The following is a 17,718-nucleotide window of genomic DNA, read 5'->3' on the forward strand; positions in this document are numbered from 1 at the left end:
GCGCATCCGAAGCATCCACTCATCCCGATTGCGCTCCACCGCGATCCCCTGCGAGATCGTAAACAGGTTCTTTGGGCTTGATGCAGATCAGTGGCACAATGCAGCCCGTACCAAGGCCCTTCCCCAGCCACAGTCGCATCCGCCAACCGGTCCAGCCGTGTCGCGGAAGGTTTCTCAACCAGCTAATGCTTCCCTCAGGGAAGCGGAGGTCAGCGGAATATGAGCGATACGACATCCGTCTATCAAGCCTACCAAGGCAACACCTACCTCTTCGGCGGCAATGCGCCCTATGTCGAAGAGATGTACGAGAACTACCTCGCCAACCCCGGCAGCGTGCCTGACACCTGGCGCGAGTATTTCGACGCACTGCAGCACGTGCCTGCCGTCGATGGCTCCAATGCCAAGGACGTCCCCCACCTTCCCGTCGTCAACGCCTTCGCCGAGCGCGCAAAGCAGGGCGGCACCAAGGTCGTCGTCGCCACCGGTGCCGATTCGGAACTGGGCCGCAAGCGCACCGCCGTACAGCAGCTGATTGCCGCCTACCGCAACGTGGGCCAGCGCTGGGCCGACCTCGATCCCCTGAAGCGCACCGAGCGCCCTGCGATCCCCGAACTCGAAGCCTCGTTCTACGGCTTCAGCGACGCGGACCAGGAAACCGTCTTCAACATCAGCAACACCTTCTTCGGCAAGGAATCCCTGCCGCTGCGCGAGCTGATCAACGCCCTGCGCGAGACCTACTGCGGCTCCATCGGTGCCGAGTACATGTACGCCACCGACCAGAACCAGAAGCGCTGGTGGCAGGAAAAGCTGGAAACCATCCGCAGCAAGCCCAGCTTCGGCGCCGAGAAGAAAAAGCACATCCTCGACCGCCTGACGGCCGCCGAAGGCCTGGAGCGCTTCCTGCACACCAAGTACGTCGGCCAAAAGCGCTTCTCCCTCGAAGGGGGCGAAAGCTTCATCGCCGCCATGGACGAGCTGATCCAGTCCGCCGGCGCCAAGGGCGTGCAGGAAATCGTGATCGGCATGGCCCACCGTGGCCGCCTGAACGTGCTGGTGAACTCCATGGGCAAGATGCCTGCGGACCTGTTCGCCGAGTTCGACCACACCGCCCCCGAAGACCTGCCCTCCGGTGACGTGAAGTACCACCAGGGCTTCAGCTCCGATGTGACAACCCCTGGCGGCCCAGTCCACCTGTCGCTGGCGTTCAACCCATCGCACCTGGAAATCGTGAACCCCGTGGTCGAAGGCTCCGTGCGTGCCCGCATGGACCGCCGCGCCGACCCGCTGGGCAAGCAGGTGCTGCCCGTGCTGGTGCACGGCGACGCGGCCTTTGCCGGCCAGGGCGTTAACCAGGAAACCCTGGCGCTGGCGCAGACCCGTGGCTATTCCACGGGCGGCACGGTGCACATCATCATCAACAACCAGATCGGCTTCACCACCTCCGATCCGCGCGACGCACGCTCGACGCTGTACTGCACCGACATCGTGAAGATGATCGAGTCGCCCGTGCTGCACGTCAACGGCGACGATCCCGAAGCCGTGGTGCTGGCCACCCAGCTCGCCCTTGAATTCCGCATGGAATTCCAGAAGGACGTGGTCGTGGACATCATCTGCTTCCGCAAGCTGGGCCACAACGAGCAGGACACCCCCGCGCTGACCCAGCCGCTGATGTACAAGAAGATCGGCCAGCACCCCGGCACGCGCAAGCTGTATGCCGACAAGCTGGCGGCCCAGGGCATGGGTGAGACGCTGGGCGACGACATGGCCAAGGCCTACCGCGCCGCCATGGACGCGGGCAAGCACACGGTCGATCCGGTGCTGACCAACTTTAAGAGCAAGTACGCGGTGGACTGGAGCCCGTTCCTGGGCAAGAAGTGGACCGATGCGGGCGACACCGCCATCCCTCTGGCCGAGTGGAAGCGCCTGTCCGAGAGGATCACCACGATTCCCGAAGGCGTGACGCCGCACCAACTGGTCAAGAAGGTGTACGACGACCGCGCCGCCATGGGCCGTGGCGACATCCCGGTGGACTGGGGCATGGGCGAGCACATGGCGTTTGCCTCGCTGGTGGCCAGCGGCTTCCCGGTGCGCCTGTCCGGTGAAGACTGCGGCCGCGGCACGTTCACGCACCGCCACTCGGTCATCCATGACCAAAAGCGCGAGAAGTGGGACATCGGCACCTACGTGCCGCTGCAGAACGTGAGCGAGAACCAGGCTCCGTTCGTCGTGATCGACTCCATCCTGTCCGAAGAGGCAGTGCTGGGCTTCGAATACGGATACGCATCGAACGACCCCAACACCCTGGTGATCTGGGAAGCCCAGTTCGGCGACTTCGCCAACGGAGCACAGGTCGTGATCGACCAGTTCATCGCCTCCGGCGAAGTCAAGTGGGGCCGTGTCAACGGCATCACGCTGATGCTGCCGCACGGCTACGAAGGCCAGGGCCCCGAGCACAGCTCGGCCCGCCTGGAGCGCTTCATGCAGCTGTCGGCCGACGCCAACATGCAGGTGGTGCAGCCTACGACGGCCAGCCAGATCTTCCACATCCTGCGCCGCCAGATGGTGCGTGATCTGCGCAAGCCGCTGATCATCATGACGCCCAAGTCGCTGCTGCGCAACAAGGACGCCACCTCGCCCCTGTCCGAGTTCACCAAGGGCAGCTTCCAGACGGTGATTCCGGAGCAGAACGAAGCCATCGTGAAGAAGGCCGCCAAGGTCAAGCGCGTGATCGCCTGCTCGGGCAAGGTCTACTACGACCTGGTCAAGAAGCGCACCGAGCGCGAAGACGACGACGTGGCCATCATCCGCGTCGAGCAGCTGTACCCCTTCCCGCACAAGGCGTTTGCCAACGAGCTCAAGCGCTTCCCCAACGCCACCGACGTGGTGTGGTGCCAGGACGAGCCACAGAACCAGGGTGCCTGGTTCTTCGTGCAGCACTACATCCACGAGAACATGCTCGACGGCCAGAAGCTGGGGTACTCCGGCCGCGCGGCGTCCGCATCGCCTGCCGTGGGCTACTCGCACCTGCACCAGGAACAGCAAAAGGCACTGGTGGACGGCGCGTTTGGCAAGCTCAAGGGTTTTGTCCTGACCAAGTAAGGCCGGCAACCCCCGATTACACAGAACAGAACCCCATTCCGAAAGAATTGATATGGCTATCGTAGAAGTCAAAGTCCCCCAGCTGTCCGAGTCCGTGGCAGAAGCCACCATGCTCACCTGGAAGAAGAAGGCCGGTGAAGCGGTCGCAGTGGACGAGATCCTGATCGAGATCGAAACCGACAAGGTCGTGCTCGAAGTGCCCGCCCCCTCGGCTGGCGTGCTGGTTGAAATTGTGCAGGGCGACGGCGCCACCGTGGTGGCCGAGCAGCTCATCGCCAAGATCGACACCGAAGGCAAGGCCGGCGCAGCTGCGCCTGCGGCCGCTGCCGCTGCCGCAGCAGCACCTGCCGCTGCGACCGCATCGGCCCCTGCTGCCGCACCAGCGGCTGCCGGTGGTTCCAAGGGCGACGTGGCCATGCCTGCGGCTGCCAAGCTGCTGGCCGAGAACAACCTGTCCGCATCGGATGTGGCCGGTTCGGGCAAGGATGGCCGCGTGACCAAGGGCGACGTGCTCGGCGCGGTGGCCGGTGGTGCTGGCGGTGCGGCCAAGGCCGCCGTGGCAGCCCCCAGTGCCATCCCCACGGGCGTGCCGACCAAGGCACTGCCCCAGGTGTCGGCACCGGCTGGCAAGGAAGACCTGAGCGGCCGCCCCGAGCAGCGCGTTCCCATGAGCCGCTTGCGTGCCCGCGTGGCCGAGCGCCTGCTGCAGTCGCAATCGACCAACGCCATCCTGACCACGTTCAACGAAGTGAACATGGCGCCGGTGATGGACATGCGCAAGAAGTTCCAGGACGCGTTCACCAAGGAACACGGCGTGAAGATCGGCTTCATGAGCTTCTTCGTGAAGGCGGCCGTGCATGCCCTGAAGAAGTACCCCGTGCTCAACGCCTCGGTCGATGGCAACGACATCGTCTACCACGGCTACTTCGACATCGGTATCGCCGTGGGTTCACCCCGTGGCCTGGTGGTGCCCATCCTGCGCAATGCGGACCAGATGAGCTTTGCCGAGATCGAGAAGAAGATCGCCGAGTACGGCCAGAAGGCCAAGGACGGCAAGCTGGGCATCGAAGAGATGACCGGTGGTACGTTCTCCATCAGCAACGGCGGCACCTTCGGCTCCATGCTGTCCACGCCCATCATCAACCCGCCGCAGTCGGCCATCCTGGGCGTGCACGCCACGAAGGACCGCGCCGTGGTGGAGAACGGCCAGATCGTGATCCGCCCGATGAACTACCTGGCCATGTCCTATGACCACCGCATCATCGACGGCCGCGAAGCCGTGCTGGGCCTGGTGGCGATGAAGGAAGCGCTGGAAGACCCATCGCGCCTGCTGTTCGATATCTAACACGATCAAGGCGATTTTTATGCTCCCTTTCTTAAGGCGTATTTTTCGGATTGCTGAAAAACCTGCCATTGATCGGGAGTATTTTCAAAATTTAATTCAAACCAGGAAAATTGAACTCGCGCAAGAAAACGCAAAGGCACTAAATGGTGTGAAGTGCGGTAATTTTGTAAGTTATCAGCAGCCTGCAAGTGGTGGTGAAATCTTTTTGGGAAAATTTCTTTTCAAACGGGATGATCTAGCTGCAATTCTTGAAAAAAAACTCCTACTCATCCCAGTTCTACAAGGGGACGATGAGGGCGCAATTTTCAAATGGGTGAGCGATTTCGATGAGACAAAATTTGATCCTGTGTCCGTTCCATCAATTTGGGGTCGATTCATCTATGTTGCTGATGAGTTGGTAAGGGCCGGGGAATCCGATGTTGTCTGCATGGAATGCAGAAAGAAATACTCGACTGGTAGCTTGATTCCGCGCGATGACAAGGGACTCCCGAGTTGGAACTTCAATAGATTGAAGTGCCCAAATGGACACCAACTATTAAAAGTCGCGAGACTGCATATAAATAGGCGTTTAAATGCTGGCGATTCGAGCGCCTGACCTGATTTAGAAGGAAATATATATGAGCAAACAATTCGACGTGATCGTCATCGGTGGCGGCCCCGGCGGCTACATCGCCGCCATCCGCGCTGCCCAGCTGGGCTTCAACGTGGCCTGCATCGACGAGTGGAAGAACGACAAGGGCGGCCCCGCACCGGGCGGAACCTGCACCAACGTGGGCTGCATCCCCTCCAAGGCGCTGCTGCAATCGTCCGAGCATTTCGAGCACGCCAACAAGCACTTTGCCGAGCACGGCATCACGGCCACCGGCGTGAAGATGGACGTGGCCAAGATGCTGGCCCGCAAGGACACCGTCGTGAAGCAGAACAACGACGGCATCCTGTACCTATTCAAGAAGAACAAGGTCAGCTTCTTCCACGGCCGCGGCTCGTTCGTGAAGGCCGCCGAAGGTGGCTACGAGATCAAGGTGGCCGGTGCCGCCGAAGAGTCGATCACGGGCAAGCAGATCATCATTGCCACGGGCTCCAACGCCCGTGCGCTGCCTGGCACGCCGTTCGACGAAGAATTCGTGCTGTCCAACGACGGCGCGCTGCGCGTGGGCGCCGTGCCCAAAAAGCTGGGCCTCATCGGCTCGGGCGTGATCGGCCTGGAAATGGGCTCGGTGTGGCGCCGCCTGGGTGCCGAAGTCACCATCCTCGAAGGCCTGCCCACCTTCCTGGGCGCGGTGGACGAGCAGATCGCCAAGGAAGCCAAGAAGGCCTTCGACAAGCAGGGCCTGAAGATCGAGCTGGGCGTGAAGGTCGGCGAGATCAAGACCGGTAAGAAGGGCGTGAGCATCGCCTACACCAACGCCAAGGGCGAATCCCAGGCGCTGGAAGTGGACAGGCTCATCGTCTCCATCGGCCGCGTGCCCAACACCATCGGCCTGAACACCGAAGCCGTGGGCCTGGCCCTGGACGAGCGCGGCGCCATCGTGGTCGATGCCGACTGCAAGACCAACCTGCCTGGCGTGTGGGCGGTGGGCGACGTGGTGCGCGGCCCGATGCTGGCGCACAAGGCCGAGGAAGAAGGCGTTGCCGTGGCCGAGCGCATCGCCGGCCAGCACGGCCACGTTAACTTCAACACCGTGCCCTGGGTCATCTACACCAGCCCCGAGATCGCCTGGGTGGGCCGCACCGAGCAGCAGCTCAAGGCCGACGGCGTCAAGTACAAGGCCGGCAGCTTCCCGTTCCTGGCCAACGGCCGCGCACGCGCACTGGGCGACACCACCGGCATGGTGAAGATGCTGGCCGATGCCGACACCGATGAAATCCTGGGCGTGCACATTGTGGGCCCGCAGGCCAGCGAGCTGATCTCCGAGGCCGTCGTGGCCATGGAGTTCAAGGCCAGCAGCGAAGACATCGCGCGCATCTGCCACGCCCACCCCAGCCTGAGCGAAGCCACCAAGGAAGCAGCTCTGGCCGTGGACAAGCGCACGTTGAACTTCTGATCTCCTCCCACGGGAGATAGATGGCGCCGTCGCCCTGTGAAGGGCGGCGGCGCTTTATGCCTTATTCATTCCTAGCACCAGGGCGAGCGCACCGTGACTGTCAAACAGACCTACCTGGCCGAACTCGAGGCCAAGGGCTTCCAGAGCGACCCTGCACAGCTGCGCGCCGTGGATGCGCTGCAGCGCTGCGCCGACGAGTGGGCCACCTACAAGGAGCGCCGCTCCAACGCCTTCAAGAAGCTCATCAACCGCCCGGACATCCCGCGCGGCGTCTACATGTACGGCGGGGTGGGGCGCGGCAAGAGCTTTCTGATGGAATGCTTCTTCGACGCCGTGCCCTTGAAGCGCAAGGTGCGCCTGCATTTTCACGAATTCATGCGCGAGGTGCACCGCGAGCTGGCGGCCCTGCAGGGCACGCAGAACCCGCTCGATGTGCTGGGCGAGCGCATCTCCAAGCGCTACAAGCTGATCTGCTTCGATGAATTCCACGTGGCCGACATCACCGACGCGATGATCCTGCACCGTCTGCTGGCGTCGCTGTTCGAGAACGGCGTGGGCTTTGTCACCACCTCCAACTTCAAGCCTGACGACCTGTACCCGGGCGGCCTGCACCGCGACCGCATCCTGCCTGCCATCGCGCTGCTCAACGAGCGCCTGGAGGTGGTCAATGTGGACAACGGCACCGACTACCGCCGCCGCACCATGGAACAGGTCAAGCTCTACCACATGCCCCTGGGGCCGGAAGCCGATGCGCAGATGAACGAGGCCTTCAACCAGCTGGCCGAGGTGCACGACGAAGACCCGGTGCTGCACATCGAGGCACGCGAGATCCGCGCCAAGCGCAAGGCCGGCGGGGTGGTATGGTTCGACTTCCGTGAACTGTGCGGCGGGCCGCGTTCGCAGAACGACTACCTGGAGATCGCCACGCAGTTCCACACGGTGCTGCTGTCCGACGTGCCCTACCTGCCGGTCGCCATGGCCTCGCCCGCGCGGCGCTTCACCTGGCTGGTGGACGTGCTGTATGACCGGCGCGTGAAGCTCATCATGTCGGCCGCCGTGCCGCCCGAAGCGTTGTACACGGAAGGCCCCCTGGCACACGAGTTCCCGCGCACCGTATCGCGCCTGAACGAGATGCAGTCCAAGGAATTTCTGGCGCTCGAGCGCCGCATGGTGGATACAGGCTTGACATGAAGACCAGGACAATGCGGCAGTTCATCATCATCCCGGCGCTGTGCCTGCTGGCGCAGATGGGCATGGCCTCGCATGCCCTGGCCCAGGCGGCAGCCGAGCCCGAGTCGCCCGAGCGCAAGGCGGCCCATGCCCACCGGGCTACCGAACGCGCGCACATCGCGCAGGAGCGCAAGGCCGTTGCCGCCCGGCGCCTGGCGGCTGAGACCGAGTGCTACAAGCTGTTTGCGGTGGAAGACTGCCTGCGCGTGGAACGCAACCGGGCCCGCGAGGCGGAAGCCGGCCTGCGCTCGCGCGAGATGCAGATCAACGATGCCGAGCGCAAGGAGAAAGCCGCCGAGCGGCGGCGCAGCATCGCGGAAAAGCAGAGTGCCCAGCCCGGGCCGCCGGGTGAACCCCCGGAGGTGGGGATCGGCGTGCGTGGCCAGCCGCACGTGCAGGCCCCGCGCACGCCGCGCACACCCAAGACCCCCGTGGTACCCACCCCGCGCGCGCAGAACATCGAGCAGCGCGAGGCCGAGCAGACCCATCGCGCTGCCGAAGCCGCCCAGCGTGCGGGCCGTGCCCGCGAGCGCCATGCCGAGGAGTTGAGGGCCGCAGAAGCGCGCCGCGCCCGCCTGGCCCGCGACCAGGCCGCCGCTGCCGCCTCAGGCCGCAAGCCGGCCGCGCCACTGCCTGTGCCTGCGCCCTGAAGCGCAGGGGGCCGTCTCCTACGGATTTGCATTCAACTGTATAACCAGGCGGGAAGCCGCAGACAGTGCTGTAGCACGGCAAGGCGGACCAACGAAGTTAGCAAATCCGTATCAGGCCTTGCTGGTGGCGCCTGCTGGAACGGAGGGATGGGTGCCCATGCCCATGCCCTGCACGGTCTTCTTCTCTTCGACCAGGGCCTCAATCTTCACGATGACCAGCGACAGGTTGTCACCGCCCCCACGGGCCCGCGTGCGGGCCTTTTCGATCAGGAACTCCGTGGCTTCGCGCGGCGACAGCGATTCGACCACCGAGGCCAGCTCGGTGGGCGAGAAATAGTGCCACACGCCATCGCTGCAGGCCATGAGCGTGTCGCCCGGGTGCAGCTGGGCAATCATGTGCGTGGTGATGGGCGGGTCGCTCTCGGTGCCCAGGCAGCCCACCAAGATGTTGGAGTGTGGGTGGTTGTTGGCCTCGGCCTCGGTCAGCTCGCCCCGGTCCACCAGGGCCTGCACGTAGGAGTGGTCGCTGGTGCGGTGCGTCAGGCGCCCGCCCTGGAAGTGGTAGATGCGCGAGTCGCCGGCATGCACCCAGTGGCAGTCGCCGCGTGGGTTGATCAGGAAGGCGGCGATGGTGCTGTGCGGCTCCTGCTCGGCCGAGATGGCCGTGAGGCGAATGACGATGTGCGCCTCTTCCACCATGCTCTTGAGCATGGCGGCCGGGTCGTCGGTCTCGGGCGAATAGCGCTCGAACAGCTGGCGGGCCGTCATCATGACCTGGTCGGAGGCCTTGCGGCCGCCGCTGCGGCCCCCCATGCCGTCGGCCACGACACCCAGGACACAGCCGTTGTGCCGTTCATGCGAGATCAGGGCCACCTGGTCTTGCTGGTACTCGCGGTCACCCTTGTGGATGCCGGTGGAGGCGATGAGGCGAAACGCTTTGGTCATGCTGGTGATTGTGGTGTGCCGACGGGCCTGGCTGTCGTTTGGGTGCTCTGGAGCGCGTATTATCCGCCCGCCTGTGGCATTTTTGCCATGACTGCCGTGCGCCTCCTTTGAAATCCACCCACCCCTCGCCCCTGCGGCCACCGATCGCGCTGCGCATGGAGCGCTTGCTACAAACCCGGGAGCCCGCCTGATGCCGTTGGCCGAGGTGGTGCAGGAGGTGTTTGCGCCCGGCGGCCTGCTGGCACGGGCCGATGCCCAGTTTCGCCCGCGCGAAGGCCAGACCCGCATGGCCGCCGCCGTGGCCCGCACCATGGAAGAGGGCGGCATGCTGGTGGTGGAGGCGGGTACGGGTGTGGGCAAGACCTTCTCCTACCTGGTTCCCGCCCTGCTCAGTGGCGAGCGCGTGTTGCTCTCCACGGCCACCAAGGCGCTGCAGGATCAGCTGTTCGCGCGCGACCTGCCTCTACTGGCCGAGGTGCTGGGCGTGCCGGTGCGGGCCGCCCTGCTCAAGGGCCGGGCCAGCTACCTGTGCCTGCACCGCATGGTGCAGGCCCGCCAGGACAGCGCGGTAACAGATCGTAATGTGGTGCGTGTGCTGGCCAAGGTCGAAGACTGGTCGCGCAGCACGCGCAGTGGCGACCTGGCCGAACTGACGGGCCTGGACGAGCGCTCGCCCGTCATCCCGCTGGTGACCTCCACGCGCGAGAACTGCCTGGGTGCGAGTTGCCCGCGCGCGCGGGAATGCCATGTGAACATTGCCCGGCGCGAGGCCCTGGCGGCCGATATCGTGGTCATCAACCACCACCTGTTCTTTGCCGACATGGCCGTGCGCGAATCGGGCGTGGCCGAACTGCTGCCCACTGTGCGCGTGGTGGTCTTCGACGAGGCCCACCAGATCAGCGAGACCGGCGTGCAGTTCCTGGGCCTGCAGCTGTCCTCGGGCCAATTGCTCGACTTTGCGCGCGACCTGCTGGGCGCAGGCCTTCACCACGCGCGGGGCCTGGCCGACTGGCTGGCCCTGGCTGGCCGGGTGGAGCAGGCGGTGGGCGAGCTGCGGCTGGCCGGCGGCAGTGCCAGCGCCCAGGGCAAGCGCGGCTGGACAGAGGCCGCACCCGAGGGCGCTGACGTACCGGCCTGGGACGCCGCGCTGCGCCGGCTGTCGACCGCCTGCGCCCAGGCCCAGGAGGCGCTCGATCAACTGAGCGAGACCGCCCCGGACCTGGAGCGGCTGTACGAACGCAGCACCGAACTGCTGGCCCGCCTGGCCCGGTTCGTCGGGCCCTGCGGCCAGGACGCGGTGCGCTGGATCGACCTCGGGAGCACCCAGGTGCGCCTGGTCGAATCGCCGCTGGACATATCGCACGCCATGCGCACCCGGCTGCTCACGCAGCCCACGCACAGCGCACGCGACGACGAGTGGCCCGACCCCGAAGGCGAGCGCCCCCGTGCCTGGATCTTCACCTCGGCCACGCTGGGGACGGATGAGGGGCTGACCTGGTTCGTCGAGCGCTGCGGCCTGGAAGGCGCCGAAATTCTGCGGGTGGACAGCCCGTTCGACTACGCCACGCAGGCCGCGCTGTACGTGCCGCGCCACCTGCCCAAGCCGGCCGACCCGGCCCACAGCGCCGCCATTGCGCGCCTGGCCGGCGATGCTGCCGCGCGCATTGGCGGGCGCACCCTGGTGCTGACCACCACGCTCAAGGCCCTGGCCACCATTGGCGATGCCTTGCACCGCCGGTTTGGCGACGGCCAATCGTTGTCGGTGCTGGTGCAGGGCGAATGGCCCAAGCGCCGCCTGATGGAGCGCTTTCGCGAAGGCAGCGGGCACGGCGCACCGGGCTGCATCCTGGTGGCGTCGGCCACGTTCTGGGAGGGGTTCGATGTGCCGGGCGATGCGCTGCAGCTGGTCATCATCGACAAGCTGCCGTTTCCGCCGCCCGGCGATCCGCTGGTGGAGGCGCGCAGCCAGCGCATCGAGGAGGCAGGGGGTAGCTCGTTCCAGCAGGTTTCGGTGCCCGAGGCGGCGGTAGCGCTCAAGCAGGGGGCGGGTCGGCTGATACGGCGCGAATCGGACCGGGGTGTGCTCGTGGTCGGCGATACGCGCCTAGCCACCATGGGCTATGGCAAGCGGCTGCTGCGCACCCTGCCACCCATGCGGCGCCTGGAAACCCCCGAGGATTTCGACGCCGCGCTGGATGATCTGCTGGCAGCCAGTTCAGACCCGTTCTGAACAGGTTCAGGCGCTTACCAGAACTTCCACCAAGGATCCGTCTTGCCCTTGAGTCCGGCGCGCACGTACTCGCTCTTCGGGTACGAGGCATCCATCACGCGGCGGGTGTCGTCGCGCAGTTGGTCCATGCCCAGGGCATCGTAGGACTGCATCAGGATGTACAGCGCTTCTTCCACGGCGGGTACGCCCTGGTAGTCGGCCACGGCCACCTGGGCGCGGCTGATGGCGGCCACGTAGGCGCCGCGCTGGTAGTAGTAGCGTGCCACGTGCACTTCGTACTGGGCCAGCGAATTGACGATGTAGGTCATGCGCTGGCGCGCATCCTGGGCGTAGCGCGAATCGGGGAAGCGCGTGGTCAGCTCGCTGAAGGACTCGAACGAATCCTTGGCCGCCTTCTGGTCACGCTCGGACAGGTCCTGGCGCGACAGCCACGAGAACAGGCCCAGGTTGTCGTTGAAGTTGACCAGGCCCTTCAGGTACAGGGCGTAATCGAGCGCAGGGCTGGCGGGGTGCAGCTTCATGAAGCGGTCCAGCGTGGCCACGGCCTGGGCCTTTTCACCGGCCTTGAAGTGGGCATAGGCCTTGTCCAGCTGGGCTTGCTGGGCCAGCGGCGTGCCGGCGGCACGGCCTTCGAGCTTTTCGAACAGGGGCACGGCCTTGTCGTAGCCGCCGGAGTTCATTTCATCCTTGGCTTCGGAGTAGATGCGGTTCGGGCTCCAGTTGGCGGTCTTGTCTTCGGTGGTGGTCGAGCACCCGGCGAGGACACCTGCAGCCAGCAGGGCGGAGATAAACGGCAGTGGGGCACGAAGCATCGCAAGCAGCTTTCAGGCAAAAAGAGGAAACGGGATGTTCCAGGGGCTGGCGGCGAGGAAGGGGTCCCCGCAGGCGTGCACCCCAGCGTACACCTGACGGCGCATTGTACCGGCGGCATCCGGCTCCTGAATCCCCCTGTCGCAAACGTTTCGGTTACGGGATGCAGTGGGCTTTCTACAATGGAGCCCATGTTTGTCCACTTGCGCCTGCACACCGAATATTCCGTCGTCGACGGTACCAACCGCATCGATGAGGTGGCTAAGGCCGCCGCCGTCGATGGCCAGCCCGCCCTGGCCATCACCGATCTCAACAACCTTTTCGGCGCCATCAAGTTCTACAAGGAAGCCCGGGGCAAGGGCGTCAAGCCCCTGCTGGGCGCCGAGATCTTCCTGGAGGGGGAGGGCACGGCCACGCCGTCGCGCATGATCGTGCTGGTGCAGAACCGCCAGGGCTACCTGAGCCTGTCGGAACTGCTGGCCCGCGCCTGGACGCGCAACATCGTCAAGAACCTGGCCGTCTGCACCTGGGAGTGGCTGCAGGAGCTGTCCGAGGGGCTGATCGTGCTCTCGGGCGCCCAGGCTGGCCCCGTGGGGCAGGCCCTGCTCAAGGGCGATGACGCGGGCGCCGCCGACCTGGCGCTGCGCCTGGCGGGCCTTTTTCCGCACCGCTTCTACATGGAGCTGCAGCGCGCCGGCCGCCCCGACGACGAGGCCCACGTAGTTGCAGCGGCCCAGCTGGCTGCGCGCCTGCACCTGCCGGTGGTGGCCACCCACCCGGTGCAGTTCGCCGATGCCGAAGGCTACGAGGCCCACGAGGCGCGCGTGTGCATCGCAGAGGGCGAGATCCTGGCCAACCCGCGCCGGGTGCGCCGCTTTACGCGCGAGCAGTATTTCAAGTCCTCGGCCCAGATGGAGGAGCTCTTCGCCGACATTCCCTCGGCCATCGCCAACACCGTGGAGATCGCCCAGCGCTGCAACCTGACGCTGGTGCTGGGCAAGCCGCAGCTGCCGGACTTTCCCACGCCCAACGGAATGCCGATCGACGAGTTCTTCCGCTTTGCCTCGTTCGAGGGGCTGGAGGAGCGCCTGAAGATGCTCTTCAAGAAGGAGGCCGACCGCGATGCGCAGCGCCCGCGCTATGTGGAACGGCTCGAATTCGAGATCGGCACCATCCTCAAGATGGGCTTTCCGGGCTACTTCCTGATCGTGGGCGACTTCATCAAATGGGCCAAGGAAAACGGCTGCCCGGTGGGGCCGGGTCGGGGGTCGGGCGCCGGCTCGCTGGTGGCCTATGCGCTCAAGATCACCGACCTCGATCCGCTCGAGTACAACCTGCTGTTCGAACGCTTTTTGAACCCCGAGCGGGTGTCCATGCCCGACTTCGACATCGATTTTTGCCAGTCCAACCGCGACCGGGTGATCGACTACGTGAAGGACAAGTACGGCAAGAACGCCGTGAGCCAGATCGCCACCTTCGGAACGCTGGCGGCCAAGGCCGCCATCCGCGACGTGGGCCGCGTGATGGACATGAGCTACATGTTCTGCGACGGCATCTCCAAGCTCGTGCCGGGCAAGCCCGGCATGTCCTACACGCTGCAGTACCCGCCCGCCGTCAAGAAAGAGGGCGACAAGAACAACTACGCGCTGGAGCTCGAACCCCTGCTGGCCGAGCGCGTGGCCAAGGAAGAGGACGTCCGGACCGTCATCGAGATGGCGCAAAAGCTCGAAGGCATGACGCGCAACATCGGCATGCATGCCGGGGGCGTGCTGATCGCCCCGGGCAAGCTCACCGACTTCTGCCCGCTGTACCAGCAGCCCGGCAGCGAATCGGCCGTGAGCCAGTACGACAAGGACGACGTGGAGGCCATCGGCCTGGTGAAGTTCGACTTCTTGGGCCTGGCCACGCTGACCATTCTGGAGATCGCGCGCGAATTCATCATGAAGCGCCACAAGGGCCAGGAGAACTTCACCTTCGAAGCCATCCCGCTCGACGACGGGCCCACCTACACCCTGTTCTCCGACGGCAAGACCGAAGCCGTGTTCCAGTTTGAAAGCCGCGGCATGCAGGGCATGCTGCGCGAGGCGCGCCCGAGCCGGCTGGAAGACCTGATCGCGCTGAACGCCCTGTACCGCCCCGGCCCCATGGACCTGATCCCCAGCTTCGTGAACCGCAAGCACGGCAAGGAAGTGGTGGAGTATCCGCACCCGCTGGTGGAAAAAGTGCTGGCCGAGACCTACGGCATCATGGTCTACCAGGAGCAGGTGATGCAGACCGCCCAGGTGCTGGGCGGCTACAGCCTGGGCGGTGCCGACATGCTGCGCCGGGCCATGGGCAAGAAGAAGGCCGAGGAGATGGCCGAGCACCGGCTGATCTTCCGCGCCGGCGCGGCCAAGCAGGACATCAGCGAGGCCAAGGCCGACGAGGTGTTCGACCTGATGGAGAAGTTCGCGGGCTACGGCTTCAACAAGTCGCACGCCGCCGCCTACTCGCTGCTGGCCTACCACACCGGCTGGCTCAAGGTGCACTACACGGCCGAGTTCTTCTGCGCCAACATGACGGTGGAAATGGACGACACCGACAAGCTCAAGGTGCTGTTCGAGGACGCGCGCAAGAACTTCGGCATCACCTTCGAGCTGCCCGACGTGAACCGCGGCATGTACCGCTTCGAGCCGGTGACGGACAAGGTCATCCGCTACGGCCTGGGCGCGGTCAAGGGCGGCGGGCAGGCGGCCATCGAAGCCATCGTGGCGGCGCGCGAGGGGCGAGGCGAGGGGCCCAACGGCTCCACCAAGGGCCCCTTCAAGAGCCTGTTCGACTTCTGCCTGCGCGTGGACCGCGCGCGCATGAACAAGCGCACGGTGGAAGCGCTGATCAAGGCCGGCGCCTTCGATTCGCTGAACCTCAACCGCGCCTCACTGCTGGCCTCCATCGACCGGGCCTTCGACTTTGCCGCGGCCAGCCTGTCCAACATCAACCAGGGCGGCCTGTTCGACATGATGGGCGACGATGCCCACGGATCGAGCACGCAGGAGCCCGAGCTGGTGGACGTGACGCCCTGGGGCATCAAGGAGCGCCTGACGCTGGAGAAGACGGCGGTGGGCTTCTACCTGTCGGGCCACCTGTTCGACGAAGTGGCCACGGAGGTGCGCCGCTTCGTGCGCACGCAGATCGACGAGCTGCTGGACAGCCGCGAGCCGCAGATCCTGGCCGGCATCATCAGCGATTTGCGCGTCATCAACGGCCAGCGCGGCAAGCTCGCGCTGTTCAAGCTCGACGACAAATCGGCCGTGATCGAGGCTTCGGCCGACGAGGCGCTGATCAACACCTACAAGAACCAGCTCAAGGAGGACGAGTTCGTGGTGATGATGGGCCGCCTGCAGCTGGACCGCTTCAGCGGCGGCCTGCGCGTGAAGGTGCAGCAGGTGTGGGACCTGGCGGGTGCGCGGGCGCGCTTTGGCAAATACCTGCACGTCGTTGTGAGCGACAAGGCGCCCGAGGTGCAGAAACTGCTGCGCGAATTTCCTCCCCGCCGGGAGGAGGCGCCCGAGGGCGACCTGCTGCACGGCCTGCGCGTGCGCATGGGGCTGCGCTGCACCGGCAGCGTGGGTGGGGCCGCCAGTACCTCGGCGGTCGCCGAGGTACAGCTCTCCGAAAGCAGCCGCTTTTACCCCAGCGATGCCGCACTGGCCGCCTGGAGCGCCCAGGTCGGGGCCGGGTCTGCTACGGTGGTCTACGAGTGATCGTGCAGCAAAGGGCAAAGGTATGCGCGAGGAAACAACATCCAACCGGTGCCTGGCAGGGCATGCACCGCTGCCTTTTTCACGCCACGCCCTGTGCCACCGCAGGGCATTTGGCAGGGGTGGAGGCAGGGGCGAACAGGGCCTGGCAAGAATATTGCTCAGGCCAGCCTTGAAAAAAAACGGATGAACATCAGATTTCTCTTGCGGCAGCGGTACGCGCGGGTCGCTAGAATGAAATTCATGGCAACAAAACCACCTTCTCCCAAAGCCGCGCCGCCTGTCAGCAGGCCTGCGCGGGATGACGGCGGTTCGGTCGTGCTGGAAAGACGCACGCAAAAGACCCAGCCCCCCCAGATGTACCAGGTGGTCATGCTCAATGACGACTACACGCCCATGGAGTTCGTCATCGTGGTGCTGCAGGAGTTTTTCAGCAAGGACCGGGAGCAGGCGACCCAGATCATGCTCAAGATCCACCTCGACGGCAAAGGCGTGTGCGGCGTGTATTCACGCGACGTGGCCGCCACCAAGGTCGAGCAGGTGCTGGATGCGGCCCTCAAAGCGGGGCACCCGCTGCAATGTGTCAGTGAACCTGTTGAATAACAGGTTTTTCATCCCGATCTACAGTTATCCATTCCACGCAAGCACAAAGGAGTTCACATGATTGCCCAAGAACTGGAAGTCAGCTTGCACATGGCCTTTGTTGAGGCCCGCCAGCAGCGCCACGAGTTCATCACCGTGGAGCATCTGCTGCTGGCACTGCTCGATAACCCCAGCGCAGCGGAAGTGCTGCGCGCCTGTTCGGCCAACATCGATGACCTGCGGTCGTCGCTGTCGAACTTCATCAAGGACAACACGCCGCAGGTGGCAGGCACCGACGAGGTGGACACGCAGCCCACGCTGGGTTTCCAGCGGGTGATCCAGCGCGCCATCATGCACGTGCAGTCCACCGGCAACGGCAAGAAGGAAGTCACGGGCGCCAACGTGCTCGTGGCCATCTTCGGCGAGAAGGACTCGCACGCCGTGTACTACCTGCACCAGCAGGGCGTGACGCGGCTGGACGTGGTCAACTTCATTGCCCACGGCATCAAGAAGGGCGAGCCGCCGGAACCCGCCAAGGCCGAGAACCAGGCCGAAGGTGAAGAGGGCGCTGCCGCCGAGCGCAACGAGAAGGCTTCGCCGCTGGAGCAGTTCACGCAGAACCTGAACCAGGCCGCCAAGGAAGGCAAGATCGATCCGCTGATCGGGCGCCACTACGAGGTGGAGCGCACCATCCAGATCCTGTGCCGCCGCCGCAAGAACAACCCGCTGCTGGTTGGTGAAGCCGGCGTGGGCAAGACCGCCATCGCCGAGGGCCTGGCCTGGCGTATCACGCAGAACGACGTGCCCGAGATCCTGGCCGAGGCCGTGGTCTACTCGCTCGACATGGGCGCGCTGTTGGCGGGCACCAAGTACCGCGGTGACTTCGAGCAGCGCCTGAAGGGCGTGCTCAAGTCGCTCAAGGACAAGCCCAACGCCATCTTGTTCATCGACGAGATCCACACCCTGATCGGTGCGGGTGCGGCCTCGGGCGGCACGCTCGATGCATCCAACCTCCTGAAGCCGGCGCTCTCCAGCGGCCAGC

13 protein-coding genes are annotated in these 17,718 nt (G+C 65.0%); 10 read left to right on the forward strand and 3 right to left on the reverse strand.

Annotated elements, in window-relative coordinates; all coding sequences use genetic code 11:
* Positions 1-219: 219 nt before the first annotated feature.
* The 6 genes from ASE31_RS23680 to ASE31_RS23700 all read left to right on the forward strand — a co-directional run bounded on the left by ASE31_RS23680 (position 220) and on the right by ASE31_RS23700 (position 8,369).
* Positions 220-3,099 (forward strand): 2-oxoglutarate dehydrogenase E1 component, encoded by a 2,880-nt coding sequence (locus ASE31_RS23680; RefSeq protein ID WP_057204307.1) that lies wholly within the window; start codon positions 220-222, stop codon positions 3,097-3,099.
* Between the two features lie 52 nt (positions 3,100-3,151).
* On the forward strand, positions 3,152-4,444 hold the full coding sequence (odhB, locus tag ASE31_RS23685) for a 2-oxoglutarate dehydrogenase complex dihydrolipoyllysine-residue succinyltransferase (protein ID WP_057204311.1): 1,293 nt from the start codon (positions 3,152-3,154) through the stop codon (positions 4,442-4,444).
* 19 nt (positions 4,445-4,463) lie between these two features.
* Positions 4,464-5,039: a hypothetical protein gene (locus ASE31_RS31900; protein WP_157412631.1), complete on the forward strand. Its 576-nt coding sequence runs from the start codon at positions 4,464-4,466 to the stop codon at positions 5,037-5,039.
* Positions 5,040-5,061: 22 nt separating this feature from the next.
* Positions 5,062-6,489: a dihydrolipoyl dehydrogenase gene (lpdA, locus tag ASE31_RS23690; RefSeq protein ID WP_057204312.1), complete on the forward strand. Its 1,428-nt coding sequence runs from the start codon at positions 5,062-5,064 to the stop codon at positions 6,487-6,489.
* A gap of 93 nt (positions 6,490-6,582) precedes the next feature.
* Entirely contained in the window at positions 6,583-7,680 is a 1,098-nt protein-coding gene (gene zapE, locus ASE31_RS23695; RefSeq protein ID WP_057204314.1) for a cell division protein ZapE, read from the forward strand.
* Positions 7,677-8,369 (forward strand): hypothetical protein, encoded by a 693-nt coding sequence (locus tag ASE31_RS23700; protein WP_057204316.1) that lies wholly within the window; start codon positions 7,677-7,679, stop codon positions 8,367-8,369. Before zapE ends, ASE31_RS23700 begins: the two co-directional genes overlap by 4 nt.
* A 111-nt stretch (positions 8,370-8,480) precedes the next feature.
* Here ASE31_RS23700 and ASE31_RS23705 read toward each other — a convergent pair whose 3' ends face one another.
* Positions 8,481-9,314, reverse strand: coding sequence for a PP2C family serine/threonine-protein phosphatase (locus ASE31_RS23705; RefSeq protein WP_057204318.1), 834 nt, complete (start codon positions 9,312-9,314; stop codon positions 8,481-8,483).
* Between the two features lie 190 nt (positions 9,315-9,504).
* On the opposite strand from ASE31_RS23705, the gene ASE31_RS23710 reads away from it, so the two are divergent.
* Complete coding sequence (locus tag ASE31_RS23710; protein ID WP_057204319.1) at positions 9,505-11,544, forward strand: ATP-dependent DNA helicase; 2,040 nt, start codon at positions 9,505-9,507, stop codon at positions 11,542-11,544.
* Between the two features lie 14 nt (positions 11,545-11,558).
* On the opposite strand, the gene ASE31_RS23715 is transcribed toward ASE31_RS23710, so the two are convergent.
* Positions 11,559-12,356 carry an outer membrane protein assembly factor BamD gene (locus ASE31_RS23715; protein WP_057204321.1) on the reverse strand — a complete coding sequence of 266 codons (798 nt, stop codon included), beginning with the start codon at positions 12,354-12,356 and terminating at the stop codon, positions 11,559-11,561.
* Between the two features lie 189 nt (positions 12,357-12,545).
* Here ASE31_RS23715 and dnaE point away from each other — a divergent pair, with 189 nt between their 5' ends.
* Entirely contained in the window at positions 12,546-16,097 is a 3,552-nt protein-coding gene (gene dnaE / locus ASE31_RS23720; protein WP_057204322.1) for a DNA polymerase III subunit alpha, read from the forward strand.
* A 158-nt stretch (positions 16,098-16,255) separates the two neighbouring features.
* On the opposite strand, the gene ASE31_RS32775 is transcribed toward dnaE, so the two are convergent.
* Entirely contained in the window at positions 16,256-16,468 is a 213-nt protein-coding gene (locus ASE31_RS32775) for a hypothetical protein (RefSeq protein ID WP_235514747.1), read from the reverse strand.
* On the opposite strand from ASE31_RS32775, the gene clpS reads away from it, so the two are divergent.
* Both clpS and ASE31_RS32780 read left to right on the forward strand, forming a co-directional pair.
* Entirely contained in the window at positions 16,413-16,697 is a 285-nt protein-coding gene (clpS, locus tag ASE31_RS23725) for an ATP-dependent Clp protease adapter ClpS (RefSeq protein ID WP_008904804.1), read from the forward strand. The two genes, ASE31_RS32775 and clpS, sit on opposite strands and share 56 nt — an antisense overlap.
* Positions 16,698-16,754: 57 nt before the next feature.
* The coding region (locus ASE31_RS32780) for a Clp protease N-terminal domain-containing protein (RefSeq protein ID WP_235514741.1) at positions 16,755-17,718 on the forward strand (964 nt) is incomplete at its 3' end.

It is taken from the genome of Acidovorax sp. Root217 (assembly GCF_001428645.1).
Classification (GTDB): Bacteria; Pseudomonadota; Gammaproteobacteria; order Burkholderiales; family Burkholderiaceae_C; genus Acidovorax.